This is a genomic window from Streptomyces sp. NA02950 (assembly GCF_013364155.1).
GTDB lineage: Bacteria > Actinomycetota > Actinomycetes > Streptomycetales > Streptomycetaceae > Streptomyces.
In genome coordinates this window covers 7,953,980-7,977,087 of sequence record NZ_CP054916.1, presented here as the reverse complement: position 1 = coordinate 7,977,087, position 23,108 = coordinate 7,953,980, and the positions used below count along the sequence as shown (strand labels likewise).

At 69.1% G+C, this 23,108-nt stretch carries 21 protein-coding genes; 14 read left to right on the top strand and 7 right to left on the bottom strand.

Annotation, left to right across the window (positions count from 1 at the left end; translation table 11 throughout):
- The first annotated feature begins 604 nt into the window (after positions 1–604).
- Positions 605–2,107, top strand: a complete 1,503-nt coding sequence (locus tag HUT19_RS34760; protein WP_254885938.1) for an FAD-binding oxidoreductase — start codon at positions 605–607, stop codon at positions 2,105–2,107.
- A gap of 60 nt (positions 2,108–2,167) precedes the next feature.
- Here the strand turns inward: HUT19_RS34760 and HUT19_RS34755 are convergent, their stop codons facing one another.
- Positions 2,168–2,536 (bottom strand): hypothetical protein, encoded by a 369-nt coding sequence (locus tag HUT19_RS34755; protein WP_254885937.1) that lies wholly within the window; start codon positions 2,534–2,536, stop codon positions 2,168–2,170.
- A gap of 79 nt (positions 2,537–2,615) precedes the next feature.
- On the opposite strand from HUT19_RS34755, the gene HUT19_RS34750 reads away from it, so the two are divergent.
- The 4 genes from HUT19_RS34750 to panD all read left to right on the top strand — a co-directional run bounded on the left by HUT19_RS34750 (position 2,616) and on the right by panD (position 6,383).
- Positions 2,616–4,493, top strand: a complete 1,878-nt coding sequence (locus HUT19_RS34750; protein WP_176184316.1) for a propionyl-CoA synthetase — start codon at positions 2,616–2,618, stop codon at positions 4,491–4,493.
- A complete protein-coding gene (locus HUT19_RS34745) occupies positions 4,490–4,657 on the top strand; it encodes a hypothetical protein (protein WP_176184314.1) in 168 nt (55 codons plus the stop codon). Before HUT19_RS34750 ends, HUT19_RS34745 begins: the two co-directional genes overlap by 4 nt.
- Positions 4,658–4,766: 109 nt before the next feature.
- On the top strand, positions 4,767–5,603 hold the full coding sequence (locus HUT19_RS34740; protein ID WP_368661723.1) for an alpha/beta fold hydrolase: 837 nt from the start codon (positions 4,767–4,769) through the stop codon (positions 5,601–5,603).
- 351 nt (positions 5,604–5,954) lie between these two features.
- Positions 5,955–6,383, top strand: coding sequence for an aspartate 1-decarboxylase (gene panD / locus HUT19_RS34735; protein ID WP_176184312.1), 429 nt, complete (start codon positions 5,955–5,957; stop codon positions 6,381–6,383).
- A gap of 99 nt (positions 6,384–6,482) precedes the next feature.
- On the opposite strand, the gene HUT19_RS34730 is transcribed toward panD, so the two are convergent.
- A complete protein-coding gene (locus tag HUT19_RS34730) occupies positions 6,483–6,842 on the bottom strand; it encodes a hypothetical protein (protein ID WP_176184310.1) in 360 nt (119 codons plus the stop codon).
- A gap of 103 nt (positions 6,843–6,945) precedes the next feature.
- Between HUT19_RS34730 and HUT19_RS34725 the strand changes: the two genes are divergently transcribed.
- Positions 6,946–7,929: a serine protease gene (locus tag HUT19_RS34725; protein ID WP_176184308.1), complete on the top strand. Its 984-nt coding sequence runs from the start codon at positions 6,946–6,948 to the stop codon at positions 7,927–7,929.
- A gap of 77 nt (positions 7,930–8,006) precedes the next feature.
- Here HUT19_RS34725 and HUT19_RS34720 read toward each other — a convergent pair whose 3' ends face one another.
- Positions 8,007–9,164, bottom strand: a complete 1,158-nt coding sequence (locus HUT19_RS34720; RefSeq protein WP_254885936.1) for an amidase domain-containing protein — start codon at positions 9,162–9,164, stop codon at positions 8,007–8,009.
- 398 nt (positions 9,165–9,562) lie between these two features.
- On the opposite strand from HUT19_RS34720, the gene HUT19_RS34715 reads away from it, so the two are divergent.
- Positions 9,563–10,576, top strand: a complete 1,014-nt coding sequence (locus HUT19_RS34715) for an ATP-binding cassette domain-containing protein (RefSeq protein ID WP_176184304.1) — start codon at positions 9,563–9,565, stop codon at positions 10,574–10,576.
- Between the two features lie 17 nt (positions 10,577–10,593).
- Positions 10,594–11,397 carry an ABC transporter permease gene (locus tag HUT19_RS34710; RefSeq protein WP_176184302.1) on the top strand — a complete coding sequence of 268 codons (804 nt, stop codon included), beginning with the start codon at positions 10,594–10,596 and terminating at the stop codon, positions 11,395–11,397.
- A 297-nt stretch (positions 11,398–11,694) separates the two neighbouring features.
- Here HUT19_RS34710 and HUT19_RS34705 read toward each other — a convergent pair whose 3' ends face one another.
- On the bottom strand, positions 11,695–12,888 hold the full coding sequence (locus tag HUT19_RS34705) for an acyl-CoA dehydrogenase family protein (protein ID WP_176184300.1): 1,194 nt from the start codon (positions 12,886–12,888) through the stop codon (positions 11,695–11,697).
- Positions 12,889–13,468: 580 nt separating this feature from the next.
- Here HUT19_RS34705 and HUT19_RS34700 point away from each other — a divergent pair.
- The 3 genes from HUT19_RS34700 (at position 13,469) to HUT19_RS34690 (ending at position 17,193) form a co-directional block, all read left to right on the top strand.
- Complete coding sequence (locus tag HUT19_RS34700) at positions 13,469–15,031, top strand: long-chain fatty acid--CoA ligase (RefSeq protein WP_176184298.1); 1,563 nt, start codon at positions 13,469–13,471, stop codon at positions 15,029–15,031.
- Positions 15,028–16,386, top strand: a complete 1,359-nt coding sequence (locus tag HUT19_RS34695) for an MFS transporter (protein ID WP_176184296.1) — start codon at positions 15,028–15,030, stop codon at positions 16,384–16,386. Before HUT19_RS34700 ends, HUT19_RS34695 begins: the two co-directional genes overlap by 4 nt.
- A 153-nt stretch (positions 16,387–16,539) precedes the next feature.
- A complete protein-coding gene (locus HUT19_RS34690) occupies positions 16,540–17,193 on the top strand; it encodes a TetR/AcrR family transcriptional regulator (RefSeq protein ID WP_176184294.1) in 654 nt (217 codons plus the stop codon).
- A gap of 90 nt (positions 17,194–17,283) precedes the next feature.
- On the opposite strand, the gene HUT19_RS34685 is transcribed toward HUT19_RS34690, so the two are convergent.
- Positions 17,284–17,748, bottom strand: coding sequence for a MarR family winged helix-turn-helix transcriptional regulator (locus tag HUT19_RS34685; protein ID WP_254885935.1), 465 nt, complete (start codon positions 17,746–17,748; stop codon positions 17,284–17,286).
- A gap of 150 nt (positions 17,749–17,898) precedes the next feature.
- On the opposite strand from HUT19_RS34685, the gene HUT19_RS34680 reads away from it, so the two are divergent.
- Together HUT19_RS34680 and HUT19_RS34675 are read left to right on the top strand one after the other, a co-directional pair.
- Positions 17,899–18,603, top strand: coding sequence for a type 1 glutamine amidotransferase domain-containing protein (locus tag HUT19_RS34680; protein WP_176184292.1), 705 nt, complete (start codon positions 17,899–17,901; stop codon positions 18,601–18,603).
- A 176-nt stretch (positions 18,604–18,779) separates the two neighbouring features.
- A complete protein-coding gene (locus HUT19_RS34675; protein WP_176184290.1) occupies positions 18,780–20,099 on the top strand; it encodes an aldehyde dehydrogenase family protein in 1,320 nt (439 codons plus the stop codon).
- A 192-nt stretch (positions 20,100–20,291) separates the two neighbouring features.
- Here HUT19_RS34675 and HUT19_RS34670 read toward each other — a convergent pair whose 3' ends face one another.
- Both HUT19_RS34670 and HUT19_RS34665 read right to left on the bottom strand, forming a co-directional pair.
- Complete coding sequence (locus tag HUT19_RS34670) at positions 20,292–21,185, bottom strand: Ku protein (protein WP_176184288.1); 894 nt, start codon at positions 21,183–21,185, stop codon at positions 20,292–20,294.
- Positions 21,186–21,315: 130 nt separating this feature from the next.
- Positions 21,316–21,981: a TetR/AcrR family transcriptional regulator gene (locus HUT19_RS34665; protein ID WP_176184286.1), complete on the bottom strand. Its 666-nt coding sequence runs from the start codon at positions 21,979–21,981 to the stop codon at positions 21,316–21,318.
- 80 nt (positions 21,982–22,061) lie between these two features.
- Between HUT19_RS34665 and HUT19_RS34660 the strand changes: the two genes are divergently transcribed.
- The gene (locus HUT19_RS34660; protein WP_176184284.1) at positions 22,062–23,006 is read left to right on the top strand and encodes an MBL fold metallo-hydrolase; all 945 of its coding nucleotides are present in this window, start codon (positions 22,062–22,064) and stop codon (positions 23,004–23,006) included.
- Positions 23,007–23,108: the final 102 nt, after the last annotated feature.

The following is a 23,108-nucleotide window of genomic DNA, read 5'->3' as shown; positions in this document are numbered from 1 at the left end:
CCTGTGTCGATGTTTGTGGTGACACCTCTTGGACGGAACAGCTCGGCAAACTGTGACATGGACGCATGTGACGCGCGTCTCTCCGTCGCGCCACGACACAGACTTACGCAGCGCGAATCGTTCGCGGGGATACCGGGTCGGCGGTGCCTGGCGGCGGGCCGGATGGGACACCGCCGATATTCGCTTGCGCACCCTCGTCACCAGGGCCAAGTCGCCTGACACGCTACGGAGGAAGGCAGCGAAGATGACCACGCGGACCTGCCACGTCGACCACGAACTCATCCAGGCCGCGGAGGCTCCCGCGCCGAGCTGGTCCTCATCGGCGCGGCAGCCGCCCAGGGCGCCTATCAGCTGGGCGCCGAGTGAACCGCGCCCATTCGGCGGTATGTCGGCATGCTTTCGGGTTGCGGGCCGGTGGGTGGAACCCGTTCTGCGGCCCTCCTGACCAATCGTCGGTTGACTGAGCAGGGAGGCCGATCGCGCCTCCGGAGCGTCTCTTGTGAGGGCAGCGACGTTGATCAACAGACGGGACGTACTGCGGGCAGGCACGGTGAGTGCTGTGGGGACGGGGATGGTGGGTTCGCCGTCATCGCCCGCTGCCGCCGTGCCACCCACCGAGGTGGCGGAACGGGTCAGCCAACGGGACTGGGAGCGGCTGGTTCGCGCGCTGTCGCCGCGTTCCACTCTCTACCGGCCGGGAGATTCCCGCTATCCGCCACTGGCGCTTCCGTTCAACCATCGGTACGCCGGGATCCGTCCGGCCGGCATCGTGACGTGCGCCACCACCGGGGATGTCCGTGCGGCGGTCCGCTGGGCCCGCGAGGTGGGACTGCCCGCCGTGCCTCGTTCCGGGCTGGGCCACAACTACGCCGGGTACTCCGCCACTACAGGTCTGTTGCTCAACATGGCCCGGATGAAAGGCATCGCCTCCACCCCGCTGCCGGGCGCCCGCTCCCGGACCTACGGCCCGATCAGGGTCGTGCACGACGCGGGTACCGTCACCGTGGGGGCGGGGGTCACCAACGGCGACCTGCACCCGCTGCTGGAGAACCGCGGCATGTTCGTGCCGACCGGCCGCTGCCCCACCGTCGGAGTGGCTGGGCTGGTACTCGGTGGCGGTATCGGTTTCAGCGACAAGATGTTCGGCCTGACCTGCGATCGACTGGTCTCGACGACCGTGGTACTGGCCGACGGCCGCGTGGTGGAGGCCAGTCAGGACTCGCACTCCGACCTGTTCTGGGGCTGCCGCGGCGGGGCGGGGAACAACTTCGGTGTCAACACCTCCTTTACGTTCCAGTACGCGCGGTTCCAGGGCAACGTGGGTTTCTACCAGTTGCGCTGGAGCCTGGACTCGGTACTGCCGGTCATCGCCGCCGCGCAACGGATCGCCGTGAACACCCTGGACAACAAGCGGTTCCACCTCCGCGTTGGCATCGGAACCCGCGGCCGCACCAGGGATCAGATCCGCGCCAACGCCAATGTCAATGCCATCGGCCAGTACTACGGCCACCTCGACGAGCTGCGCGCCATCCTGGCTCCGCTGCTCGCCATCGGCACGGCGGAGGAACGCGCTCGCAACAGGGCGTCCGTCCGGGAGGTCTCGCCGGGGCAGGCGAGCGTACTGCTGAGCGCCACCACACCGGTGGAACAGTTCGCCGCCAAGTCGGCGGTTCTGACCTCCCGGACGCTCCTGACCGATGACCAGGTCGGTACCGCCGCCCAGCAGCTGCTGGACTGGCCGGGCAGCGGCAACGAGGACGGGGCCGGGTTCGCCATGTTCGCCCTCGGTGGCGAGATCAACCAAGTGCCGCCGGACGCGACGGCGTTCGTGCACCGCAATGCCGTGTTCGTCTTCGCTGCCGAGACCTCCTGGGCGGACTACGATCCGCAGCGCGTCGCCACGGCGAATCTGCACTGGCTCCGGGAGTTCTACTGCGACATTTTCGGTGCCACCCCTCCCCGGAACTCCTATCAGAACTTCCCGGATCCGACTCTGAAGGACTGGCGGCGGGCTTACTACGGTGCGAACTACGGCCGGCTGGTCCGGGTGAAGCGGACGTACGATCCGACCGACTTCTTCAGCTATCCGCAAGGGATCGGCACCTGACGTCGTCCTGACCGCCACCACCGGGGAGTCGACCCACGGCTGTCGGCCCCGCCGTTTCCCTCATGCGGAGCGGCGGGGCCGCGCGGCCATTTCGCTGAACTCGGCCTGGCCCCGGGCCGCGTACGCCAGGACCTTCGCGGCGCAGTCGAACCAGGACAGGTAGTAGTCGATCGTGTCCTGGGACCAGAAGTTCCCGCCGCCGATCCACCCCGGCGCGCCCCAGTCGAGACCGGCGAGCTTGATGTCGGGACTGCGGGCCTTGGCCTGCTCGGCGAGCCACCACTGGTAGCCCTGGCCGCGGTCCACGGTGTCGCGTGTGGGCATGTGGTTCGGCTCGGCGCCGTCGGTGGAGTTGGTGTCGCCGCCGACCTCCAGCTTGATCAGTTGGAGGGACGCGCCGTAGCCCGGCTTGAGGAGGTAGTCGAGCACACCGGCGGGACTGGCCGCCGTCCGGCCGATGGGCCAGACTGCTCACAGTTTTCAAGGCCGAGCGATGTGAAGGGGCCTGATGGGCGCGTACGACGAGACTTACCACCGTAGCCTCGCGGATGTCGAAGGCTTCTGGCTGGATGCGGCGGCGGCGATCGACTGGACCCGGCCGCCGACCCAGGCCCTGGACGACTCCCGTGCGCCGCTCATGCGGTGGTTCCCCGACGGTGAGCTCAACACCTCGTACAACGCGCTGGACCGGCATGTCGAGGCCGGCCTCGGCGACCGGACCGCGTTGATCTACGACTCCCCGGTGACCGGTGCGGTCCGGCGCTTCAGCTACGCCGAACTCCGGGACGAGGCCGCGCTGTTCGCCGGAGCGCTGCGCTCCCTCGGTGTCGCCAAGGGCGACCGGGTCATCGTCTACATGCCGATGGTGCCCGAAGCCGTCATCGCCATGCTGGCCTGCGCCAGGATCGGCGCGGTGCACTCGGTGGTCTTCGGCGGCTTCGCCCCCAAGGAGTTGGCCGCCCGCGTCGAGGACGCCGAACCGGTCGTGATCGTCGCGGCGTCCTGTGGGATCGAGCCGACGCGGGTCGTGGAGTACACACCGATCGTCGAGGCCGCCCTCGGTCAGACCACCCACCAGCCGGACCATGTTGTCGTCCTCCAGCGCGACATGGCGCGAGCGGAGCTCGGCGGGGGTTACCTGGACTGGGCGGATCTCATCGCCGGTGCCGAGCCGGTCGATCCGGTTCCGGTGGCGGCGACCGACCCGCTGTACGTGCTGTACACCTCCGGGACCACCGGCAAGCCGAAGGGCGTTGTCCGCGACAACGGCGGCCACGCGGTTGCGCTGTCGTGGTCGATGGCTGCGATCTATGACATCGGTCCGGGCGACGTCTGGTGGACCGCGTCCGACGTCGGCTGGGTGGTCGGCCACTCCTACATCGTCTACGCGCCGCTGCTGATCGGTGCGACCACCGTGCTGTACGAGGGCAAGCCGGTCGGCACACCGGATGCGGGTGCGTTCTGGCGTGTGATCAGCGAGCACGGTGTGAAGGCGCTGTTCACCGCTCCCACGGCATTGCGGGCGATCAAGAGGGTCGACTCGGACGGCGCCGAGCTGAAGAGGTACGACCTGTCGTCGTTCCGCACGCTCTTCATGGCCGGGGAGCGACTCGACCCCGAGACCTACCACTGGGCGCACCAGAACCTCGGTACACCGGTGGTCGACCACTGGTGGCAGACCGAGACCGGCTGGCCGATCGCGGCGAATCTCCACGGGCTGGAGCCGATGCCGGTCAAGCCCGGGTCGGCAACGGTTCCGGTTCCCGGCTGGGACGTGCGCATCCTCGACCAGGGCGGTACCGAACTGCCCGCGGGTCAGGAAGGCGTGATCGCGATCCGGCTCCCGCTCCCTCCCGGCGCGCTTCCCACCCTGTGGGGCGACGACCAGCGTTTTGTCGAGGCTTATCTGTCCCAGTACGACGGCTACTACCTGACCGGTGACTCCGGGTACCGCGACGCGGACGGCTATCTGTTCGTCATGGGCCGCACCGACGACGTGATCAACGTCGCGGGACACCGGTTGTCGACCGGTGCGATGGAAGCGGTGCTCGCGGCGCACCCGGCCGTGGCCGAGTGCGCGGTGATCGGGGTGTACGACAAGCTCAAGGGCCAGCTGCCCCGGGGCTTCGTGGTGCTCAAGGCAGGCGTCGACATCGGTGACGAGGATATCCGCCAGGAGTTGGTCGCGGCGGTCCGCCGGGAGATCGGCCCGGTCGCCGCGTTCCGGGCCGTCTCGGTCGTGGACGCACTGCCCAAGACCCGGTCGGGCAAGATCCTGCGCAAGACGATGCGCGGGATCGCCGACGGGCGCGACGAACCGGTGCCGTCGACGATCGAGGACCCGGGGGTGCTGGACGCGCTGCGGCCCGTGCTGCGCCCCGAGTGAGCGATCCGCCGCGGGCGGCGTCGATCACCGATCTCGGCTCCACGCTGCGCGAGCCGTTGGTGGCGTTGAAGCAGTGGTCGATCCACCATATGAATGAGGTCCTGGCGGCGCGGCCCGCCTACGACCACCGCGGCAGCACCACCTCACCCGAATCGGCGAGCTGAGCCGAGCCGGTACCGCCACCGCACCGGCGTGACGAGCCGGAGCTCGGCCTTGACAATCTCTCGTCACGACTGAAAACTGACCGACCAGTCGGTATGAAGGGGCTCGATCGTGACCGAGCTGAGCATCTCCACGGCTGCGGGCGTGTTCGACGCGACCGTGGCAGGCCCGCCCGAGGGCCGCCCGGTGCTGTTGCTGCACGGCTTCCCGCAGACGCGGCTCGTCTGGCAGCAGCAGATCGCGGCGCTGGCCGCGCACGGTTACCGGGTGGTGGCACCCGACCAGCGTGGGTACTCCCCCGGGGCCCGCCCCGAACGGCCGGAGGACTACCGCATCAGCGCCCTGGTGGACGATGTGGTCGCGATCACGGAGGAACTGGGCTGGGCGTCGTTCGACCTGGTCGGCCATGACTGGGGAGGCGCGGTGGCGTGGTGGACCGCCGATGCCCACCCCGGCCGCGTACGCTCGCTGACAGTTGTCTCGACGCCGCACCCCGGCGCCCTGGCCACCACCCTGCGCACCGATCCTGACCAGCGCGAACGATCGCAGTACATGATCGAGTGGCGCGAAACCCCCGCCACCGAAGAGCGCATGCTCGCGGACGACGCCGAGAAGCTCCGGGCCGTTTTCGCCGGAAAGGTCCCGCGTGCCAGTGCCGAGGCCTATGTGCGGCATCTGTCCCGGCCCGGCGCTCTCACCGCGGCGCTGAACTGGTACCGGGCCGGCCGCCCCGACGGCGCGATCGGCTCCACCGACGTGCCCACGCTGTACGTCTGGAGTACGGAGGACAGCGCGTTCGGCCCGGCGGCCGCGCAGCAGACCGGGCAGTGGGTCAACGGGCCGTACCGGTTCGAAACCCTCCAGGGCATCAGCCACTGGGTCCCCGAGGAGGCGCCCGAGACGCTGAGCCACCTACTGCTCGAACACCTGCGAGCGCACGGGGCGTAGGGGCAACGCGGCGAATACCCCGCCTGCCGACTCTCAGAAGCAGCAGGGACTCACGGGCTCCGCGGGCCGGCAGTCACCCCCATTCCGCGCGGCCTCCTCGGCCGCGCCGTACGCCTGGGACAGCGCGGGCCGGATGCCCATGCCGACCGGGCACTTCAGATGGGGATCGCTCCGGTGCAGCCCGAACAGGGGCTCGCAATGTGAGTTACCCATCGCGACCGTCAAGGTCCAGCGGGCGGCGTTGTGATCAATTCCGGCCTTTCAGCGACTGCCGGGGCCGGTCTATCATCCAGCCGTCGGCGCGAACCCCGTCAGGGGACGCGACCACGCACATACCAGAAAGGTGGCGCCATGCTGCGCACCATGCTCAAGTCCAAGATTCACCGGGCTACGGTGACCGAGGCCGACCTGCACTATGTGGGATCAGTGACGATCGACGCCGATCTCATGGACGCGGCCGATCTACTCCCCGGCGAGCTGGTCCACATCGTGGACATCACCAACGGGGCCCGGCTTGAGACCTATGTCATCGAGGGGCGCCGTGGGTCGGGTGTCATCGGCATCAATGGGGCGGCAGCACATCTGGTGCATCCTGATGATCTCATCATCCTGATCAGTTATGCCCAGGTCGAGGACGCCGAGGCCAAACGGCTGCGCCCACAGATCGTCCATGTGGACCAGGACAACCGGATCGTCGAGCTCGGCTTCGACGCCGCTGAGCCCGTGCCCGGCTCCACTCAAGAGCGGAGCCCCAGCGCGACGGGTCCGGTCGCGAGTTAGAGGGCCGCACCCCAACGCCCAACGGGTGCGGCCCTCGTTCGCGCCCCCTTCGGACCGGTCAGGTACCCGCCGCACCGCGCGCCGGACGGGCCCCCCGCATCACGCCTTCACCGTCAGGCCGGGCGAGCACAGGGCGCCCGAGGAGTTGGTCACGCACAGGTTGGTGCAGAGCCTGGTGCCCTCGGCGACGTCCTTGGTCCGCCCACCGCGGTCGCCTGATCCGCTGGTGCTGATCTCGATGCCTACGGACGCCTCGCCGCGCGAGCCGAGGCCGTCGGCCATGAAGTCGGAGACGTAGAGGGTGTCGCCCCTGGGGTACTTGTTGCCGCGGTCTGCCTGCCGGTGGGCTTCGGCGACGACGTTCCCGTGGCGGTCGTTGGCCCAGACGGCGCCGTCGCTTCTTGGCCGCAGCGATGACGTCCGACCGGGAAATGCATTGACGCGCCCCTGACAAGTCAAGATTCCCGTGGCACCCTGCCTCACGAACGTCTGTCCGCACCGCTCGTCATTCCCCCACCCTGCCCGGACCCGACGCGTCCTGGCACGGCAGAAGGAGTCATGCGTGAGACGCCATCGCACTGCCGCGGGCATTCTGCTGGCCGTTGGAGCCCTGCTCACCAGCGGTCTCCTCCATGCCGGCGCGGCCAACGCGGCATCCCCCGAATCGGCCTCCGGGCCGTCGGCAGCGGCCCACACCGCCTCGACCGCCGAACAGCACACGTCCCGCACCTTCTGGACCGCCGAGCGGATGCGCGCGGCCACCCCGCTCGATCTGCTGCTGACCCCGCGGGCCGCCAAGAGCCTGAAGACCCCCAAGACCGGCGGACGGTCGACGACCGTCGAACCCACCGCCGCCCCCGCCTCCTTCCCGCAGGCCGGTGGCCCATGGACCGGCAGCGGGGCCGTCGTCACCACCTCGGGCCGGGTGTTCTTCACGTTCCAGGGGCGTACCGCTTCCTGTACCGGCAACGCCGTGACGAGCCAGAACGCCAGCACCGTCATCACCGCCGGACACTGTGTGAAGTACCAGGGCAGCTGGCACACCAACTGGATCTTCGTGCCCGCCTACAACAACGGCGACGCCCCGTACGGCCAGTGGCCGGCGGCCAAGACACTCACCACCCCGCAGTGGGAAGCGAGTGAGGACATCAACAACGACGTCGGCGCCGCGATCGTCGCCCCACTGAACGGCCAGAGGCTCACCTCAGTCGTCGGTGCGCAGGGTATCCAGTTCAACGGCGGCTACAACAAGCAGATGTACTCCTTCGGCTTCCCGGCCGCCTCGCCGTACGACGGCACGAAGCTCATCTATTGCAGCGGCAACAGCTCGAAGGACTTCCTCCTCACCCAGGACCACGGCCTCGCCTGCAACATGACGGGCGGTTCCAGTGGCGGCCCCTGGCTCACCGGCTTCAACGAAGCCACCGGCACCGGGCTACAGGTCTCCGTGAACAGCTTCGGCTACACGTTCTGGCCGAACCAGATGTTCGGCCCGTACTTCGGTGACGTGGCGAAGGCCCTCTACGACCAGGCCCAGACCTCCTAGCGGCCGCGTAGGTTGCGGCGCGGGCCCGCCGCCCGGACCGGAGGAGCCGGGCGGTGGGACTGGCGTCAGGACGCGTATCAGGTGCGGTAGGCGTAGTACGCGGCGTTCGGGTACGACGCGATGATGCTCGCCACCGACCGGCGGTAGGTGTTGGTGGAGTGGTACGTCAGGTACGGCACACCCTGCGGGCTGCGGTACGTGACGATCATGGTGTGGTCCTTGGACCCGTCCTTGTCGAAGTCCGCCTGGAGCACATCACCGACATCCATCTGGTAGACGTTGGCGAGGCTGGTGACGCGCTTGGAGTTCAGCGCGAACCAGGACCACTCGTTGACACCGACGAACGAGTCCGACTGGATGTCGGCGTTGCCGAACCACTTGGTGTAGTCATACACATAGCCGGGCACGTGCTTCCAGCCGCCCGCCTTGAGGGACTGGCTGACGAAGTTGGTGCAATCGCCGCCCGCGCCGTGCCCGTTGAAGTTCGGGTAGGCAGGGTTGTAGTTGCTCCAGTACTTCTCCGCGTAGGCGGCCATCGCCTTGTAGTCGTAGCCGCTGGCAGAGAAGTCCTTCGGCTTGGCGGGCGCGGGCCGGGTGGTCGCGGCGCGGGGGGCCGAGGGCATGGTGTCGTCGGTGGCGACGGCGGCGACCTTGGGCTTGACGGGCTGGTTGACCGCCAGGTAGCCGTCGTCGGTCTCGCGGATGTCGGTCAGCCGCCAGTCACCGTGCTTGTCGGCCCGGAAGGTCAGCTTGTGGTGCGCCTGGAACCCGGTCGTCTTCGGCTCGTCGCCGCGGACCTTCGCGTACACCAGCTTCGTGGTCTCGGTTACCGTGACGACGGCCTTGCGGCCGCTGACCCGGGCGCGTTCCAGGGTGACGGAGGTATCGCCCGAGCTGTACTTCTCGCCGTACTTCGCGAGTCGGTCCTTGCGGTCGCCGAGCTGGCCCAGGGCGCTGTCCTCGGTGCGAGCGCTCCCGGAGGAGAGCGCGACCTTGCCGGAGAAGCCGTCGGTCAGCGGTCCCTTCTTCTTGCCCGGCCTGTCGACCAGCGCGTTGGTGCGGTCGGTGAAGACCGCGTCGGCCAGCCGCTGGAACGTGGCCTTCGTCTTGGCGTCCACCTCGGGCTCGGTCGTGGTGGACGCGCCCGCGCTCCAGTTGGGCAGCAGGGCGGCTCCCGCGACGACCGAGGCGGCAGCCGCCGTGAGTATCGTGGCCCGGCGCCGCGTGTGGCTCAATCTTCTTGACTTCACAGAAGTTTCTCCTCTTTTCCCCGGCGCAGGAATGCCGAGGCAAGGGGAAATTTTGCATGGGTGTGTGGCTTGTGTGAAGGGGTCTCCCCCGGGCCGCGGCGCGTCCAGGACTCAGGCACGTCACCGGAAAAGCGTATCGCCGCCCTGATGCTGCGCCTCGCCGGGCAAGAAGCCTGGCCGGGGGCGTGACCACGGTGACGCGGGGACACCGGTCCCGCACTTCCCCGTCGTGCAGGGCTCGTTGCAACTGCCCGCCTGCCCTTGTTAACGTTTCGCCTGCGACATCTCACCGTAGGGTTCCGCCCTCGCCATTCAGCCTCCTTGTGTCCGATGACACCAGGAAGGTGGGAGTCACACCGTGATTCTGACAAAGGTGTGCGGCGATGGATGCTGTCCGGCGAGCGGAAGCGGCTTTGGAAGCCGTTGATCTGGTCAAGACCTACCCGGGAGGCAGGAGCAAACCCCCGGTCAAAGCGTTGCGGGGGCTGAGCTTCCGCGCCGCGAAGGGGACCGTCTTCGGACTGCTCGGCCCGAACGGGGCAGGCAAATCGACCACGGTGAAGATTCTCTCCACGCTGTCGGTGGCCGACTCGGGATCGGCGCGCGTCGCCGGTATCGACGTTGCGGCGAAGCCGGACCGGGTGCGCCGGGCGATCGGATTCGTGGCCCAGAAGCCTGGCACGGACCCGATGCAGACCGCGACCGAGAACCTGTTGCTCGCGGGCCGCGTCCACGGGATGTCCCGTCGTCAGGCCACGGCGCGGGCGCGGGAGCTCATCGACAGGTTCGGCCTGACCGACGCCGCGAACCGGCCGGTCAACACCTACTCCGGTGGCATGGCGCGCAAGCTGGACGTTGCGCTGGGGCTGATGCACCGCCCGCAGGTGCTGTTCCTCGACGAGCCGACCACGGGTCTGGACCCCCAGGCTCGGAGCGAGATGTGGCAGGAGATCGCCAGGATGGCCGGGGACGAGCAGATGACGGTGCTGCTCACCACGCACTACCTCGAGGAGGCCGACCACCTCGCCGACCGGCTCGCGATCGTCGACCACGGCACCGTCGTCTCTGAAGGCACTCCGGAGGAACTCAAGAGCGGCCTGCGCGGCGACACGGTGCATGTCGAGCTCGCCCAGACCGACAGCAGAGCACCCGCGGTGCTGCGACGGGTCCCGGAGCTGCGCGAGATCACCATGGACGGGTGCACGGTCCGCGGCCGCACCGACGACGGCGCCCGCGCGTTGCCGCCCGTGCTGGCCGCACTCGAAGGCGCGGGCATCGCCGTGACCTCCGCGACGCTTGCCCGCCCTTCACTCGACGACGTCTACCTCCAGCACACCGGCCACAGCCTTGACGCGGCCGGTGACGAGGACCCGAAGACCCTGGAGGCGGCGAAGTGACCACAGCACCAGCACGCATGGAGCCCGTCGGCACGCGTCCGCCGACCGCGATCACACACACCGCACTGCTCACCGGCCGTCTGCTGCGCACATTGTGGCGGATGCCCACCTTCCTCGTCATCGGGCTCGTGCAGCCGGTGATCTGGCTGCTGCTGTTCGGGCAGTTGTTCCGCTCGGTTGTGAACCTGCCCGGATTCGCGCACGGCAGCGGTGGTTTCCTGCAATTCCTCACGCCGGGTGTGGTGATGATGACCGCGCTGTTCGCGAGCGCGTGGGCAGGGACGACCTACTTGCAGGACATCGACCGCGGTGTGATGGACCGGTTGCTCACCTCGCCTGCCGGCCGAGGCGCCATGATGTGCGCGACCATGGCCTACCAGGCGATCCAGACCGTCATCCAAAGCCTGATCATCGTGGTCATCGCGCTGACCGCCGGCGCCCGCTTCCCCGGCGGCGGCGTCGGCGTCGGCGTCACCGTCCTGGCCGCGGTGCTGCTGGCGCTGATCTTCTCGGCGCTGTCCAACGCCGTCGCCCTGCTGACCCGTCAGCAGGCGACGCTGATCGCCATTTCCCAGTTCACCACGCTGCCGCTGATGTTCCTGAGCTCCGCCGTGATGGACCTTCACCTCGCTCCGAAGTGGGTGGCACAGGTCGCCCGGTACAACCCGGTGGAATGGGCGGTCGTCGCGGCGCGGCAGGCGATGCTCGCGCACACCGACTGGATCACGGTTTGGACGCGTCTGGGCCTGCTCGCGGCGGCGGTCCTCGTCATGGGCCTTTTCGCCACGCGGGCATTCCGGGCCTACCGGAAGTCGGCGTAGGAGAGGCGAGCCGGCTCATGTGGCGGGGTGGAGGCTGCGGATCACGATGATCGAGTCCCGCAGCTGAAGCCCCGCCACGGACGCTCTAAGGGCTGTCCCGTCATCCCAGTGGATCAGCGAGCGGCGCCGGATGCGGTCAATCGCAAGGCGGAGGGTCGTCCTCGTACGGGCATACTCGGGCGATCCCGACAACGCGGCAGGGGGCACACCTCCCGGGCGAAGCCTGGGGGCGGCCGTAGCCGGCGTCGGGAGCCCGCTGGGGATGACGGGACAGCCCTGAGGGGCGCGGCCAAGTGGCTATCCGCGGAACGCGTTGTGCCCGGTGAACGCCTGGCCCAGCACCAGCTGGTGGATTTCGGCCGTGCCCTCGTAGGTCAGCACCGTCTCGAGGTTCACCATGTGCCGGATGACCGGGTACTCCAGCGAGATGCCGTTGCCGCCGAGGATGGAGCGCGCGGTCCGGCAGATCTTGAGCGCCTCGCGTGTGTTGTTGAGCTTGCCGAAGCTGACCTGCTCGGGGCGCAGGCCGACCCTGTCCTTCTGCCGACCGAGGTGCAGGGCCAGCAGCAGACCCTTGTTCAGCTCCACCGCCATGTCGACGAGCTTGGCCTGGGTGAGCTGGAAGCCCGCGATCGGCTTGCCGAACTGCGTGCGCTGCCCCGCGTATTCGAGCGCGGCCTGCCAGGCGGACCGGGAGGAGCCCATGGTGCCCCAGATGATGCCGTACCGCGCCTCAGTCAGGCAGCCGAGCGGGCCGGAGAGCCCCTTCGCGTGGGGCAGCATCGCGCTGCCGGGCAGCCGGACGTCGTCCAGGACCAGTTCGCTGGTCACCGACGCCCGCAGGGACAGTTTGTGCTTGATCTTGTGGGCGCTGAATCCGGGTGTGCCGGTCGGAACGACAAAACCACGGACCCCCTCCTCGGTGGAGGCCCAGACCACGGCGACGTCGGCGATGCTGCCATTGGTGATCCACATCTTGCGGCCGTTCAGGACCCAGTCGGTGCCGTCGCGCCGGGCCCCGGTCGTCATCGAGCCCGGGTCGGATCCGGAGTCGGGTTCGGTCAGGCCGAAGCATCCGATGGCCTCGCCGGCGGCCATGCGCGGCAGCCACTCCTGCTTGTGCTCCTCGGAGCCGTACGCCCAGATCGCGTACATGGCCAGCGAGCCCTGCACGGAGACCATCGAGCGGATGCCCGAGTCGGCGGCTTCCAGTTCCAGTGAGGCGAGACCGTAGTGCACCGCGCTCGCGCCACCGCAGCCGTAGCCCTCGAGGTGCATACCGAGCACGCCGAGCTTGCCGAACTCCTTGGCGAGTTCACGCGCGGTCGGCAGGTCACCGGCCTCGAACCAGTCGCCGACGTAGGGGGTCACATGTTCCGCGCAGAACGCGCGGACGGTGTCGCGGACGGCCAGTTCGTCCTCGGAGAGCTGGGAGTCCAGGCCCAGCGGATCGATCGGGTCGAAGGGCGTGCGAGTGCGGCTGTTGCTCACGGGGCTTCCTTACGTGTGACGTGGGGGCGGTCGAGGCGGTGTCCCGAGCGATGCCGGCGGCACCGGAGGGCGGCTGCGACGAGCGGTTCCCGGAGGTGGCCTACGCCGTGTGCGGGGGCATCTCGCGGGGGCATCCAGCGGGCGCCGCACGGCAGTTGGCCCACCCGGCAGGGGCGTGGCCCCGAGGTCGGGCGGGACTCCCGAGTTAAACTAGCGCCGCAAGTTTTTTCGGACTCTAACCCTCGTCGCGGCCGACTGTGAAGGGGGTGCCCCGAGTGAGATGTTCCGCGGACGGACCCCCCTTGTAACCGATCGACGTTCGGTTTAATCTGCCGCAACAACCGAACACTGATCGGTCACCCCGAGTGCTGCCCGGCGCCACAGAGCGGTTCCACGATCGCCGCCGTGCCGCCACCGGGCCCATCCCCTCGTGTTCATCAGTCGCACCCCATCCGACGCAGTCGACCCCCCGAACACGCATCCAGCGGCACCGACCCTCATCAGGCCGCCGCCCCCGGATCCATGTCCGCCAGTCCTTCGCTGACGCATGTCAGCGGTGTTGTGCAATGGCAGGAGACCTATGACAGCCTTGTCGCTCGCGGCCACCCTCGCCGACCCCGCCCGTCGCTCCCCCGGCAGCCTGGCACTGGTCGAAGGCGGAGTCCGCCTGACCTACGGCGAGTTGTGGACCGACGCCCTGAGCTACGCCGCGGCGCTGCGGGAGCAGGGCGTGCGCCCCGATGACCGTGTGGCCCTGCTGTGCCCCAATACCGCGGACTTCGTTCGCGCCTACTACGCCATCCTCGCCGTCGGCGGTGTCGTCGTGCCGGTGCCGACGCTGCTCACCGCCGACGAAGCCGCGCATATCCTCGAGCACTCCTGCGCCCGAACGCTCATCGCCGAGGTGAGCCATCTCGATCTCGGCCGGACGGCGGCTCAGCAAGCCGGGATCTCCTTCCTGCCTCTCGGGGACGGCCATCACAGCGGGTCGCTGAACGCACTCGCACCGTCAGTAGACCCGCTGCGTACGTACACCACCCGGGACACCGACGACCCAGCCGTCATCTTCTACACCTCCGGCACCACGGGACGCCCAAAAGGTGCCATACTCACTCATTTCAACTTGGTCATGAACGCGACGGTGAATGCGTTCGACGTCAACCGTCTGCGCCCTGACGACGTCGCGCTCGGCTGCCTCCCGCTGTTTCACACCTTCGGCCAGACCGTGGCCATGAACGCCACCTTCCGCGCGGCGGCGACGCTCGTACTGCAGCCGCGATTCGACCCGGACGGCGCCATCACCCTCATGCGGGAGGAGGGGGTCACCGCGTTCTACGGCGTACCGACGATGTTCATCCGGCTCCTCGACAGCGCGGAGGGCCGGCCGGAGCTTCCGCGGCTGGGCATGTGCGTCTCCGGCGGCGCGTCCCTTCCGGTCACCGTGCTCGAGCGCTTCGAGCAGACCTTCACCACCACCGTGTACGAGGGCTACGGCCTGTCGGAGACTTCTCCGACCGCGAGTGTCAACCAGCCCGGGTACGGAAGGCGGCCGGGCACCGTCGGCCATCCCCTGTGGGGCGTTGACGTGGAGATCGCCGACGCCGGCAACGAGGACTGCATCGAACTGCTGCCGCACGGCGAGACCGGCGAGGTCGTCATCCGCGGTCACAACGTCATGGCCGGTTATCTCGGTGACCCGGAGGCCACCGACGCCGCCCTCGTCGACGGCTGGTTCCGTACCGGTGACATCGGGCGCAAGGATGCCGACGGCTTTCTCTCGATCGTCGATCGCAAGAAGGACCTCATCATCCGCGGCGGCTTCAACGTCTACCCCCGCGAGGTCGAAGAAGCCCTTGCGCGCCATCCCGACATCGCGGAGGCAGCCGTCATCGGCATCCCCGACAGCGAACGCGGCGAAGAGATCTGCGCCGTTGTCGTGCCGCGCTCCGGCCACCGCGTCGACCCCGACGCCCTCCTCGCGTGGACCCGCGACCGGCTGGGCCGCCACAAGTACCCGCGGCGCGTCGAGGTCGTCGACAGCCTGCCGCTCGGGCCCAGCCACAAGGTACTCAAGCGGGAACTGCGTCGGCGGTTCACCCAGCAGGCCACCCCCCGCGCCACCGAAAGGACCGTCACGCCATGACCGCCCAGAACACCACGACGGACCTTCGGGAACCCAGCGACCCAGGAGCGGTTTCCGGCTCCGAGGTGCGCCGTGCGGCACTCACCGCCATGGCCACCTCCGCCATCGAGTGGTACGACTTCTTCATCTACGGCACGGCCGCCGCGCTCGTGTTCGGCACGAAGTTCTTCCCGTCGGTCAGCCCCGTGGCCGGAGTGCTCGCGGCCTTCGCGACCTTCGCCATCGGCTTCGCCGCCCGCCCGCTCGGGGGCATCGTCTGCGGTCACTACGGCGACAAGTTCGGCCGGAAGCCGGTACTGGTGGCGACACTGGTCCTCATGGGCGTGGCCACCATGCTGATCGGTCTGCTGCCCACCTTCTCCACGATCGGGGTGGCCGCACCCATCATGTTGGCGCTGCTCCGCTTCGCCCAGGGTCTGGCGGTCGGGGGGCAGTGGGGCGGTGCGATGCTCGTCGCGACCGAGTACGCACCACCCGGACGACGAGGGCTGTACGGCAGCTTCGTACAGCTCGGTGTGCCGGTCGGCCTGATCCTCGGCAATCTGACCTTCCTCCTCATGACCAGCGCGGTCGGCAAGGACGACTTCGAGGCGTGGGGGTGGCGGGTGCCGTTCGTGTTCAGCGTGGTGATGATCGCGCTGGCCATGTTCGTCCACAAGCGGCTGGAGGAGACTCCCGCGTACCAGCGCGCGGAGGAGCGTTTGTCCGACGGCGAGAGAACCCGGCGGCGCTCGCCCGTGCTGGAGGTGCTGCGCTCCCAGCCCAAGCAGATCCTTTTCGCGGCCGGCTCGTTCCTCGTCGTCAATGCCTCCTTCTACCTGCTGGTCACCGGCATGCTCGACTACGGCAGCAGACACCTGGGAATGAGCAAGGGCACGGTGCTCACCGCCGTGTTGCTGGGCAACTCAGCCCAGCTCGTCGCACTCCCGCTCTTCGCGTGGCTCTCGGACCACGTGGGCCGTCGCCGTGTGTACGCCGCCGGGGTCGTGGCCTTGGGCATCTGGGCGTTCCCGATGTTCCGGCTCGTGGACACCGAGCGGGTCCCGCTCGTCGTCCTGGCCATGGTCGGGGGTGGTATCTGCCTGTCGGCGGCGTACGGTCCGCAGGCGGCGCTGTTCGCGGAGATGTTCAGCGCGGAGGTGCGCTTTTCCGGCGCCTCCCTCGGCTACCAGATCGCCGCGGTGCTCGGCGGTGGTCTGGCACCGTTCCTGATGGTTCTGCTGCTGGAGTCCACGCACACGTCGATGTCGATCTCCCTGTACATGGCGGTGATGGCGGCCGTCGCCCTGCTGTCGCTGTGGCGGATCAGGCCGGTCCGCGATCCGGCCGAGCGGCCGCCGCTCGCCACCCGGTGACAGCCGGGTCACCGACGGGACGGCCACCGCGCGGTGCTCCGGGTGCCACCAGGTGCTCGGCGGCGCGGTGGCCCTCGACGGCTCGCGTGTAGGGTGAGTTCAGGAGCTGGGCACTGCGGGTGACCGACCGCACTATGACCTGGGGGTGCATCGGTGGGGCGGCCGACCAGACCGATCCTCAGCCGGGGACGCATCTGCACCGCGGCGCTGGCCATCGTGGACGAGGAAGGGCTCGCCGAGCTGTCGATGCGCAAGCTCGCCCGGAGCCTCGGGGTCCAGGTCTCCTCGCTCTACGAGCATGTGAAGACCAAGGACGACGTCCTTCACGAGGTCGCGGACATCATCATGGCGAGCGTGGATGTCTCGGGCTTCGAGACCGGCGACTGGCGTCATGGAGTGGCGTCGTGGGCACGGTCGTATCGTGCCGCGCTGGCCGCTCACCCCAACATCATTCCTTTCCTGGCCTATGGACCGGCCCGCCGGGACGTGTCCTTGCAGCGCGCCAACACCGTCCACGGCGGTCTGGTGGCCGGAGGCTGGCCGCCCCGGTACGCGACCATGATCGGAGCTTCCACCAAGTACCTGGTGGTCGGTGCCGCGCTGAGCTCCTTCGCCGGAGGGTTCGACGACGACATCGAGGTCTACGTCGGCCGCTACCCACACCTGGCCGGGGCCCACCGGCTGCGCGAGCACGCCGACAGCATCGACCCCGACAGCTTCGACCTCGCCCTCGAGATGTTCCTGGACGGCCTCACGGCACTGCACCCCCGCGTTGGCGCACCCGCGCAGGATTCCGGCACGTCCTGACCGCCTGAGCCCGGGCCGCCTCCGGACATTCCGGGTACCACGGCCCGCGGCGTGTACCACGGCCCGCGGCGTCGCCCGGCCCGGCCATGATCAGGCCGGCTCCTCGGGGTGCAGGCGCCCCAGCAGCTCATAGAGGCTGCGGCGGCCCTCCTCGTCGAGACGGGCGAAGGCTTCCGCGGTCCCCCGCATATCGGCGCGGACGCGGCGGACCGCCTCCCTCCCCTCTTCGGTGGCGACCACCCTCTTGATCCGCCGGTCGGACGCGTCGAGGTGTCTGGAGACCAGTCCACGCGCCTCCAGCCGGTCGACCAGCCCGGTGATGTTGGAGGCGTCGCAGCCGAGCCGTCCCGCGAGGGCACGCATGGGCAGCGGTTGCCGCAGCAGGATCAGCATCTTGGCCTGCGTCATGGTGAGCCCGTGCACCGCGGCCGCCGCCGTCAGATCCCGGTAGTAACCGGCAGCGGCGCGTGCCAGGCGGTCCATGAGCTCGTCGTGGGCAGGGCCGTCGTCCGGTGCGGCGGAGTGGTCGGCGGGTGGAGCAGGGGTACGGGCCATACGACAAGTGTAGAGGAGCTCAAAGTTTGACTTTCTCAACCATTGAGTTCTACCGTCAGGCCATTGCTTCAGTGTATGAAGCATCTACTCATCAAGCAGGTCCCTCACCGGACCTCGGCATGCACACGCACCCTTGTGAAGGAGACAGCCGTGACCGCAGTTCTGTTCGTCGTCACCGCCGCCGACCACTGGACGCTCGCCGACGGCACCCGGCACGCCACCGGCTTCTGGGCGGAGGAACTCGCCACACCGCACCGGCTGTTCCGTGAGGCCGGTTTCGACGTCACCATCGCCACACCCGGTGGCGTGACCCCGACCGTCGACGCCGCCAGCCTCGCTCCCGAAGCCACCGGCGGCAGTGACCAGGCCGACGCGATCGCCGCGTACCTCGAATCCATCCGCGCCGACCTGGAGAAGCCCGTCACGCTCGAAGAGGTCGACCTCGACGCGTACGACGCCGTCCTCTACCCCGGAGGCCACGGCCCCATGGAGGACCTCGCCGTCCACGCCGCCTCCGGCCGCCTCCTCACCGCCGCGCTGGACTCCGGCAAGCCGCTCGGCGTGCTGTGCCACGCCCCCGCCGCCCTGCTCGCCGCCCGGCGCGAGGACGGCAGCTGGCCGTTCGCCGGTTACCGCATCACCGGCTTCACCAATGACGAGGAGACCGCTGCCGGCTTCGCCGACAAGGCCCCGTGGCTGCTTCAGGACCGTCTGGTGGAACGGGGCGCCGACTTCCACGCCGCCGCCCCGTTCAGCGAGCACGTCGTGGCGGACCGCAATCTGCACACCGGCCAGAACCCCGCCTCCTCGGCGCGGCTCGCCCGGAATCTCATCGACGTCCTGAACCGCCGCTGACCCCTGTCGCGGGCGCCGGCGCTGGGGGATCGGCTCCGTGGCAGGCAACCAGCGCCCGCCCGCATCCGGCGCCCCGCGCGCCGACGCCTTGTACACCGACGTCGTGACGCCGACGACCCGCACGCCGGTGACAGCGCCCATCCCGTCCGCACATCACACCCACCTGTGAGGGGACCATGAACGACTCCGCCTCCGAACAGCCCGCCGAACTCCTCGCGCGGCTGCGCGCCACCTTCCGCGCCGGCACCACCAAGCCTCTGACCTGGCGTACCGGACAACTGCACCGGATGCGCACCCTGCTCACCGAACACGGCGAGGACATAGCCGCTGCCCTCCGCGCCGACCTGGGGAAGAGCAGCTACGAGGCGTACCGCAGCGAGATCGACTTCGTCATCCGGGAGATCGACCACACCCTCGACCACCTCGACGGCTGGCTCCGGCCGGAACCGGCACCGGTCCCGGCACACCTGGGAGAGGCGAGCGCCTGGACACAGTACGACCCGCTGGGCGTCGTCCTGATCATCGCCCCCTGGAACTACCCCGCACAGCTGCTGCTCGCCCCCATGGTCGGGGCCCTGGCGGCCGGCAATGCCGTGGTCGCCAAGCCCAGCGAACTGGCGCCGGCCACCTCCACGGCCTTGGCCCGCCTCCTGCCGCGGTACCTCGACACCGACGCGGTCGCCGTCGTCGAAGGCGGTGTCCCGGAGACCACCGCTCTCCTTGAACAGCGCTTCGACCACATCCTCTACACCGGCAACGGCACGGTGGGCCGCATCGTGATGACCGCCGCCGCCCGGCATCTCACCCCCGTCACCCTCGAACTGGGCGGGAAGTCGCCTGCCTTCGTGGACCGGGGCACGGACCTGGAGACGGTTGCCGCTCGGCTGACGGCCGGGAAGTTCCTCAACGCCGGACAGACCTGCGTCGCCCCCGACTACGTCCTGACCGACCCCGAAACCGCCCGCGCTCTGGAAGCCGCCCTGACCAAGGCCATCGAGGCGTCGTACGGCCCGGACCCCGCCACGTCCCCGGAATACGGCCGCATCGTCAACGAACGCCACTTCGACCGGCTGACCGCCCTGCTCGATTCCGGCCGTCAGGTCACCGGAGGCGCACACGACCGGGCGACGAAGTTCATCGCGCCGACCGTCCTGGCCGACGTGTCCCCGGACGCACCGGTCATGCAGGAGGAGATCTTCGGCCCGATCCTGCCGATCGTCGAGGTGACCGGTCTCGACGAAGCCATCGACTTCATCAACGACCGTGACAAGCCGCTGAGCCTGTACGCGTTCACCGAGTCGGACACCACCCGGGACCGGCTGGCGGCCGAAACCTCCTCGGGCGGCCTCGGCCTCGGCCTTCCGCTGGCCCACCTCACCGTCTCCGACCTGCCGTTCGGCGGCGTCGGCGAAAGCGGCATGGGCAGCTACCACGGCCGCTATTCCATCGAGACCTTCAGCCACCGCAAGGCGGTCCTGGCGAAGCCCCTGTCGTGACCGCGGGCTTCGGGGCGCGGGCGGGCGGGTGTCATGGACCGCCCCCCGCGGGCGGGCCGCGCCCCGCCCGGGCAAGAGACCTGTGAACTCGAGGGACGTGCCCGGCGCGAGGGTGCCGGCCGCCTCGCCTCCGTCCCTCCGACATCATGATCAGTGATGTTTCGCCTGCGCACTGTCGGCGGAAGTGCGCGGTCAGGACGCGGTCCGCTTCTTGGCCGCCTTCTTCGCCGGGGCCTTCTTGGCGGCCTTCTTGCCCGCCGCCTTCTTCTTGGACGGCATCTTGCGCACCTCGCCCTCCCCGGCAGTCTCCCCGCGGGCCTTCTTGGCATCCCGCACGCTGTCCTTCAGGGCGGCCATCAGATCCACGACCTCCCCCTCGGGCTTGGTCGGCCCCTCCATTTCCGGAGGTGCCACACCGGCCGCCTTTGCCTCGATGACGGCTTCGACGGCCTCCCGGTACTGGTCGCGGTACTGGCTGACCTCCGTCCCGCCGATGGCCTCCATCAGGGTGATGGCTTCGTCGATCTCGGATTCGGAGAGTTCCACGTCGGTCGGGGCGAGCCCATCGCTGGAGCGGACCTCGTCCGGCCAGTGCAGCGCCTGGAGGACGATGGCGTCGCCCACCACGCGCAGCGCGCCGAGCCGCTCGCGACCGTGCCAGGCGAACTTGGCGATGGCCACCTTGTCGCTGTGCTCCAGGGCTTCTCGCAACAGCGTGTACGGCTTGGCCGCGACGGCCCCGTCGCCTTGCAGGTAGTAGGGGCGCCCGAAGCGGATCGGGTCCAGGGAGTCCGCGGGAACGAATGCCTGGACATCGATCGCCTTGGCGGTCGGCAAAGGCAGCTGGTCGAGCTCTTCGTCCGCGATGGGCACGAGGTGGTCCTTGCTCTCCTCGTAGGCCCGGCCGATATCGTCCTGACTCAGGACCTCGTCGTCGAGCTCGCAGACCTTGCGGTACCGGATCCGGCCGCCGTCGACGGTATGGATCTGCCGGAAGGACACCGAGTGGTCCTCGGTGGCGGGCAACACCTTGATCGGGATCGTGACGAGCCCGAAGCTCACGGCACCGGACCATACGGGGCGCATGGCTACCTCCACAGGCACCCCCCTGGGGATGTCCAGCCTAGGCGAGGTCCGCACAACGCGCCCCCGGCTCCCTCACCACCGGATCCGAACCCAGGGTCGCATGACGGGTGCCGTTCAGGCGTGCCGGCAGTCAGCGTGGGTCAGGAGGTGCTTCCGGGTCCGCGAGGCGTTCGGTGTATGCGGTGCGGGCTTGCGGCCAGGCGGGGGCCGCCGGGTGCTCCTGCGCGAGTCCGTTGAGGACGGTCCGGACCAGGCGCTCTGCCTGGAGGTCGACGGCTGCGCGGTCATCCAGACGGACGAGATCCGCCACGAGGAGGGTGGCAAGCCCATGGATGGCCGCCCACAGGAGGTACTCGGCCCCGGGGCGTGCCGAGGGGCTGAGTCCGTCGGTGTCGACGAGCCGGTCGACTTCCACGGACAACACGTGATGCGGGTGCGTCGGCACGGGCGGTACCTCACCCGCACTGAAGGCGAGCCGGGCGACGGCCGGGTCATCCAGTACCCAGGTGATGTAGCTGCGGGCGTAGGCGATGAGGCGCTGCTGATCATCGCCTGACGCCTCGTGCACGGCCAGGCTCAGGCGTTCTCCCAGCCGGGCCAGCACTCGTCCGGAGAGTGCGCGCACGAGTGCGTCCCGCGAACTGAAGTGATGGTAGGCGGCGCTAGGGCTGACACCGACCTGGAGCGAGGCCTCCCGCAGCGACCATCCCTCCGCTCCGCGCTCGCGGACCAGGGCTTCGGCGGCGTCCAGCAGCGCTTCTCGCAACTCCCCGTGGTGGTAACGCTTCTTGCCCATGCCCGAATCTTAACAGCATTCAGATCCATGATACGTTCGATCCCGTAGATCTGAACATTGATCAGATTGGAGTCCATCCCGTGTGCCGGACCGAATCCTCACCGCAGCCCTCGACCGCCGGACTTCGGGCGCCGTCCGACCGGAAGGGCGCTCCCGCGCCTCTCGTCCAGGGCGAGCCGATCGAGATCCGGGAAGGGGTGTTTGTGATTCCGGACAACCGCGTGCCGATCGTCCCCAACATCGGCATCGTTGTCGGCGACCACTCCGCGCTGGTCGTGGACACCGGGATCGGCCCTCGCAACGGGCGGTACGTCCTGGAACAGGCCAAGCGGCTGGCCGGAGACCGACGTCTCTGGGTGACCCTCACCCACTTCCACCCGGAGCACGGATTCGGGGCACAAGCGTTCAAGGGGGCCGCGACGATCATCTACAACGACTCCCAGCGGGCCGAACTACGTCGCAAGGGCGCCGCGTACGCCGAGATGTTCCGGGGAGTGAGTCCGGCGGTCGCGGCCGCACTCGACGGCGTGCGGTTCGTCGACCCTGACGTGACCTATACGGGGGAAGCGGAGATCGACCTCGGTGGCCGCACAGTGGTGCTGCGCGAAGTGGGGCCGGCGCATACGGCCGGCGACCAGATCGTCCTTGTCGACAGCCATGTCCTGTTCGGCGGCGATCTGCTGGAGAACCGGATGTTCCCGATCGCCCCCTACTTCCCGCCTCATGACACCGATGTCGACGCGCACCGCTGGATCACCGTGCTCGACCAGCTCCTGGCTCTCTCCCCCACGGTGGTCGTCCCTGGCCACGGCGAGGTGACCGACGCGACGCTCATCCAGGACGTCCGGGACTATCTCGACCACGTCCGTGCCGAGACCGACCGCCTCCGCGGCCTCGGCGCCTCGGCCGACGAAGCGGCCGAGGCCATCGGCAGGGACGCCCGTTCCCGCTGGAGCAGCTGGGACCACCCCGAGTGGACCGACCTCGCCGCGCGAGCGTTCTACCACGCTCACCCCGCGGACTGATACACCGCTCAACCGCCTTGCTCCGCGAACCACGGGTGTGAGCGCCGGGTGCGCGAGACCCCTGGACGGGTGATCCGTCCAGGAGTCGTCACCCTACGGCCG